Raw genomic sequence first — 6,098 nt, forward strand, 5'->3', positions numbered from 1 at the left:
CTTCCCCCTTCCGCGCGTTGCGGAAGAGGGAAGCATTATTTAGGCTGAAAGGCAAATGATATTTTCCGTTCTTGTTCATTCCAGATTAAATAGGCATCAAACGTTTTCTCGCCTTTTTTAAACCCTTTGATTAAATCCGTTTTTCCGTTCGCAAGCAGCTTTTTGATATTTGTTTGCGACAGTTTTTTGCCGAGAATCATTTTGGAAATGGTGAACGAGCATTTCGTTTTGGAGAAATTTGCACAGCCGTAAAACTCTCCTTTGTCAATCACTGCGCCGCCGCACAATTTACATGTGCCGACTTTTTTGCCAAGCGTCGCTTTCGATTTCGTCCGCTGAATCGCAGCGGTATCCAACCCGGCAAAATCCCAATGCTTGGACATTTCGATCGCGTCTTGAACAATTTTTTGCGACAGCTTCTTCACCTGTTCCATAAAGGCGGAGGCGGACGCCTTTCCTTCGCCGATTTCGCTCAGGCGTTGCTCCCATTTTGCCGTCATTTCTGGCGAGGCTAAAATTTTGTCGCCGATCGCTTCAATCAGCACTTTTCCTTTGTCTGTGACAAAAACTTGGTTTTTCTTTACTTCAATATACTTTCGCTCTTTTAACATCGTAATGATGCCCGCACGCGTCGCTTCCGTGCCGAGCCCTTCCGTTTTCGCCAGCACTTTCTCCAATTCTTCATTTTCTAAAAACTTGCCGGCCGTTTTCATCAGCGTGATCAGCTGCCCTTCCGTATATCGCTTAGGCGGCTGCGTTTGCCCCTCTTTGACGCGGACGTTCGCCACTGTTCCTGTCTCTCCCCGAGCCAGAGGCGGGAGCAGCGCTAAATCATCTTCCTCCCGCTGAAAAATAACTTTCCGCCATCCTTCTTGAATTTGTTGTTTGCCTTTTGAAATAAACGATGCACGTCCGTCTACAAGCGTCATCACCGTCGTATAATCAAAAACCGCTTCTTCGTAATGCGCGGCAATCAATCTCCGGACGATTAAATCATAAATCTTCCGTTCCTCGCTTGATAATTTCGCAGGATCAACAACTTGTTCCGTCGGAATAATGGCGTAATGGTCCGTCACCTTTTTTTCATTTACATAACGTTTATTATGTAAAACTGACGATTTCGGCAGCGGAAACAACGGTTGATAGTCAGCATATTGGCTCAACTTTTGCAAAATATCGGGAAACGTTTCCGCTTCTCCTCTCGTAACATAGTTGGAGTCGGAGCGGGGATATGACACGATTCCTTTTTGATATAGCTTTTGTAAAATATCGAGCGTCTTTTTCGGCGAAAATTGATAGAGCTTGTTCGCTGTCGCCTGAAGCGACGATAAATTAAATAAAAGCGGCGGCTGATACTCTTTGCGCTCCGTCTTCACTTCCTGCACAATCGCCTGCTTGTTTTCGCAAAAAGCGGCCACTTTTCGCGCCAACTCTTCATCTTTCAAGCGCGTTTCTTGATCATGAATCCATTTTCCCTCGTACTGTTTGCCGTTCATATGGAAAGTCGCGACGACCTCCCAAAACGGCTCTGGTTTAAAATTCTCGATTTCTTTTTCCCGCTTGACGATTAATGCTAACGTCGGCGTCTGCACTCTCCCGGCAGAAAAAACATCGTTCATTCCTTTTTGTTTTAACAAGATACTGTACGCTCGGGATGCGTTCATACCAACAAGCCAATCGGCGCAAGCGCGCGCATATGCCTCCTCAAACAAGGAGCGCGTTTCCTTTTCATCTAATAGTTGACGAAATCCTTCATAAATGGCCTTTGGCGTCATCGATGAAATCCAAAGCCGTTTCATCGGTTTTTGGACACCGCTCATATGAATGATATTGCGGACGATCAGCTCCCCTTCCCGCCCAGCGTCTCCCGCATGAATGATTTCCGTCACTTCCGGCTTTTTAAGCAACTCCTTTACAATTTGAAATTGTTTTGCTTTCGCCTTTTCGACTTCATACTGAAAACGCTCTGGAATGATCGGCAACGCTTCTAGTTTCCATCGTTTCCACTCAGGGCGATACCGCTCAGGAGGAGCCAGCTGCAAAAGATGGCCCACCGCCCACGTCATATACGCTCCTTTTGGAAAGAGTTCGTTTGGCAAAATTTCAATATAGCCTTGGCGTTTTTTCGTTTGAAAAATCGATGCCAACGTTGCACCTTGATCCGGTTTTTCAGCAATAATAACTTTCATGCTTCTTTCTCCTTCACGAGTTGGTTTCCTAAAGAGTAATCATTTGATTTTTGAACATACTACCTTATATAGCGGAAAAAACAGGAAAGGAAGTTGTGAAAAATGAAACGAATTGTCTATACGTTGCTCATCCTATTAATGATCGTTCCGGTCAATATAAAAGCAGCCGAAGTCGGCACGAACCCAAAGTATACTTGGAATCTAAATGATATTTATTCATCGCTAGATATGTTCAACAAAGACCTCAACAAAGCCGCTAAAATGATACCGCTACTATCATCCTACCAAGGAAAGCTGAATAGTGAAAGCAATATAGCCAAACTATTTGCATTGCAAGAAAAAATAGCAAGAACGCTCGAGAAACTTTCCCTTTACGCCCATCTCAAACAAGATTTAAACATTGAAGATCAAACGGCAGCCAACTTAAAAGCAAAAGTGGAAACAGTCGCATCCAATTACGCATCGGCAACGTCATTTATCGAACCAGAAATTTTGTCGCTGCCTAAAAACAAATTAGTCAAGTTTCAAAAAAGCAAACGTTTAAAAGGGTATGCTCGCTATTTTGAAGAACTGCTTGAACAAAAAAAACACACGCTTTCAAAAAAAGAAGAACAGCTGCTTGCGAAGCTCTCCCCAATTACAAGTGATGCTGAAAACATTTACAACAACGCTTCGCGCGGTGATTATACCCCGCCTACCATGAAAACGGCGAATGGAAAAACGATACAACTCACGGAAGGAAACTATTTAAAAGCGCTTGAAAACCCAAATCGGGCGTATCGCAAGCAAGCATTCCAAACGTTTTTTAAAAGTTATGAGGTCATCCAAAACACGTCTGCCGCGACTTTATACGCTTCTGTCAAAGCGGATGAATTGTATGCAAAAGCACGGAAGTACAAGTCCAGGCTTGATGCAGCGTTGTCTGCCGACGATGTTCCGAAAAAAGTATTCACAAATCTCATTGCTATAACGAATAAGCATTTACCATCGTTTCATCGCTATGTTGAACTGCGAAAAAACGTGCTGAAGGTCGATCGCATCCATAGTTACGACATGTATGTTCCACTTGTTCCCGAAACGGTTGCCAATCAAATGAAATTTCCGATTGACAAAGCTCAATCAACGATTCTGAAAGGGTTAAAACCGCTCGGAAATGACTATGTAAAACAGGTTCAAGACGCGTTTAATCATCGCTGGCTTGACGTATATCCGCGCCCGAAAAAATATACAGGCGGATACAATACAGCCGCATATGATACCCATCCATATATTTTATTGAACTATGATCATTCATTGGACGGGATGTTGACAATCGCTCATGAGATCGGCCATGCGATGAACTCGGTTTATACAAACCAAAAACAACCGTACCGCTACTCGGGCCAATCGATATTTACAGCGGAAGTCGCTTCTACCGCCAACGAATGGTTGATGCTCGACTATTTAACCAATCAAGCTAAAACAGATGAGGAAAAACTATACCTACTCAATCAACAAATCGATCAAATACGCGGTGCATTATATACGCAAGTGATGTATTCAGAATTCGAACAAGCCATTCACGATCGAGTGCGACAAAGCGGCAGCTTAACCGCTGAAGAGTTAAATAGCCTTTGGCTTCGTTTACTAAAAAAATATTATGGTCCTGCTTACGCTGTTGATCCTGAAGCTGCGCTTGGTTGGCTGCGCATCCCTCATTTCTATGACGCTTTTTACGTATATAAATACGCAACATCGCTGGCAGCATCGTTTGAGCTTGTAAAGCAGATGAAGGAAGATCGTACCGGTGCAGCCACAAAGCGCTATTTACAGTTTTTAAGCGCCGGTACATCCGATGACCCGATTGAATTACTGAAAAAAGCAGGAGTGGATATGACATCATCAAAACCACTCGACAATCTTTTCACGTATTTCGATTCACTTGTTCGCGAAATGGAACAAATTTTACGCAAGCAAGGAAAGTTATAAAAAAGCAAAAGGATGTCCCGAAAGTATTCGCATAACGCTCGCTTTCGGGGCTTCTTTTTGTCGAAAAAACCAAGAAAACGGTTCCCTTTTTAATTTAGAATTTTATAATAACAGTGTCGAAACTACCAGTTGCAAGGAAATATATTTAAATTAAGTTAAAATACGTATTATAAATCAAAAATAGTAATTTGGAATAAATTATGTAAAAATGAAGTACATCTTTCGGTAAAGAACCTTAAAAGGAAAAAATGGTAATTATTTCACATGTATACAAAACCTTTTTAAGGTAAAATTTGTTATGATACTCTTATAAATCATGGGGAATATGGAATAATGAACAAGAAAGTACTCAAATTCCTTATAAGCTTTACGTTTGTTTTAAGTTTATTTGGAAATACAATAGGAGTAGAGAAAGTTAATGCTTGCTATCCCGCGTATAAATGCATGTCTAATGCAGTCATTCCTAAAAATATACCCTAATTTATGAGAGCAAAGACAGGAGAAAAGGCATTTTGATTGGTGGAGTGGTACTTGGAGCAACTGGATTCATTGGTACTCCTGCAGCTGTTTTCTCTTTTGTTACAGGGACATATTCAGCTTACAAAGAGACATACAAGTCCTACTTGTCCTTTAGGATGTATATTAAAAAAAGTGATAAGAAAGGATATAGATTTAAGGTTAAGACCGTATTCTATAAGGACACAAACTTTAAAGGAAAGACTAAAACAGTTTATAGTTATGAGGAATAAGGAGTGAGGATGATGACTAAGTATTATGTGTTTCATTTTTTAACACATTCACCGAGAAGTCTCCCACCTCTAAATGGAATGTAGGTGGGAGATGAATCGGGCGTTTTGGCTTTTCTAAACAGAACGTATGTGCTATAATCGTCTTAGCCAAAATGCAGAGAAAGGGAGGAATGACGATGCTCCGCGGTCAAAAAGTCGCCTTTCGTGCCTCCAAGAGGGATCTCGAACGGCTGGTGGCCTGCAATCGGGAGTCGGCCCGCGTCTGGAATGAGTGCCTCCGGCTCGCGAAAGAATACTTCCTTCAACACGGCCGCCGCATCTCGAAAAGCGAGCTGCAAAAGCACACGAAAGGTCGCTTCCATCTTCACAGCCAGTCGATCCAAGCCGTTTGCCACAAGTATCTCTTCGCGCGCCAATCAGCCCAAGCCGCCATTCAAAAAGGACTTCACCACGCTCGCTACCCATACAAACAAAAGAAATTTTTCAACACGAAATGGGCGAAAGATGGGTTCAAAGTGTACGAAAATGGAACCATTGCGTTATCGATGGGTATCCATGATGGAACAAGAGAAGAACCGATCCTCGTCCATGTCTCCCACTTACCCAAAGGAACGATCAAAGAAATCGAATGTTGTTATAACCATGGTTGGTATTTAGCCATCACCTACGACGACGGTCAAGAAGCAAAAGCGTATCAACCAGGCCGTTCAGCCGGTGTCGATCTCGGTGAAATTCATACGATCGGCGCCTTTTGTGAAAACGGCCAAGCCCTCTTGATTACAGGGAGAAAGGTGCGTTCGCTTCATCGACTCCGAAACAAGAAACTCGCCGAAATTCAACGACGACAAGCCAAATGCCAAAAAGGCTCCCGTCGATGGAAGAAATACGAACGAGCCAAACGATATCTCTTATCCAAATCGGAACGCCAGCTGCGGGATGCGCTTCATAAAACGACGAAGCAATTCGTCGACTGGTGCCTCGCTCAATCCGTGTCGGACGTATACATCGGAAACGTCGAAGGAATCCAACGAAACACGAGAAAGAAAAAGAAAGTCCACCGGAAGCAAGCACAAAAACTCTCGAATTGGTCCTTCGGGAAAGTCAAGCAATATCTCGCTTATAAATTAGCCCAACAAGGTATTCGTTTGAAAGAAGTCGACGAATCGTACACGAGTCAGACATGTCCTGTCTG

General features: G+C 42.9%; 4 protein-coding genes. 3 read left to right on the forward strand and 1 reads right to left on the reverse strand.

From position 1 onward, the window contains the following. Positions 1-35: 35 nt before the first annotated feature. Positions 36-2,189, reverse strand: coding sequence for a DNA topoisomerase III (locus tag N667_RS0112060; RefSeq protein WP_027409811.1), 2,154 nt, complete (start codon positions 2,187-2,189; stop codon positions 36-38). Between the two features lie 102 nt (positions 2,190-2,291). Between N667_RS0112060 and pepF the strand changes: the two genes are divergently transcribed. From pepF to N667_RS0112075, 3 genes are all read left to right on the forward strand, one after another. Next, complete coding sequence (gene pepF / locus N667_RS0112065) at positions 2,292-4,157, forward strand: oligoendopeptidase F (RefSeq protein ID WP_027409812.1); 1,866 nt, start codon at positions 2,292-2,294, stop codon at positions 4,155-4,157. A gap of 512 nt (positions 4,158-4,669) precedes the next feature. Continuing rightward, positions 4,670-4,906 carry a hypothetical protein gene (locus N667_RS0112070; protein WP_027409813.1) on the forward strand — a complete coding sequence of 79 codons (237 nt, stop codon included), beginning with the start codon at positions 4,670-4,672 and terminating at the stop codon, positions 4,904-4,906. A 176-nt stretch (positions 4,907-5,082) separates the two neighbouring features. Then, the coding region (locus tag N667_RS0112075) for an RNA-guided endonuclease InsQ/TnpB family protein (protein ID WP_027409814.1) at positions 5,083-6,098 on the forward strand (1,016 nt) is incomplete at its 3' end.

The organism is Anoxybacillus tepidamans PS2 (assembly GCF_000620165.1).
GTDB lineage: Bacteria > Bacillota > Bacilli > Bacillales > Anoxybacillaceae > Anoxybacteroides > Anoxybacteroides tepidamans_A.